Here is a 517-nt window from a genome sequence, read left to right on the forward strand (position 1 = left end):
GCCCCGGACAACAAATCGCACGACGTCGAGCCAGTTTCCAGAACGGCACCTTCAATTGGCGTTGAGGCCGGTAACATTGAGAAAACGGTTCGCCATTTTCTGGCCTATATCGCCGCAGGCGTTTCACTCGCCGTTTTAGCCCTGCTTCTGGGATTGTCGCTGCTTTTTGGGCACGCCACTCAATCCCGCCAGCCTCCCATCATTCTCATCCAGGCGACAACGGCACTGACCGACGACGAGCGTACGATCACGTTCGCTCGCGGCTTCCCCGTTCGTCTCTCGAGCGCTATGTCATTTTATGATGTGAACAGCGTTGTCAGGGCCAGCGACTTTGCCGAAGCCAATAGCTACGCGGCTGATATCACGAGCCTGCGTAACGTATATGTTGTCACGAGCGAGGTTGGCGCAGAGGCCGAAGGTCTTGGGCTGCATTGGCAGTTGGTCGATGCTAGAACCGGTATTGTGCTCTGGTCCTCGACAATCACAGGGGAGAGCGATGGACGGTCCCTGGATATTC

At 56.5% G+C, this 517-nt stretch carries 1 protein-coding gene; it reads left to right on the forward strand.

Features of this window, described 5'->3' with window-relative positions; all coding sequences use genetic code 11:
• Positions 1–517 (forward strand): hypothetical protein (locus tag AB4Z23_RS28195; RefSeq protein ID WP_441361272.1); only part of this gene is annotated, 517 nt, incomplete at both ends.

It is taken from the genome of Agrobacterium sp. MCAB5, from assembly GCF_052114365.1.
GTDB lineage: Bacteria > Pseudomonadota > Alphaproteobacteria > Rhizobiales > Rhizobiaceae > Agrobacterium > Agrobacterium tumefaciens.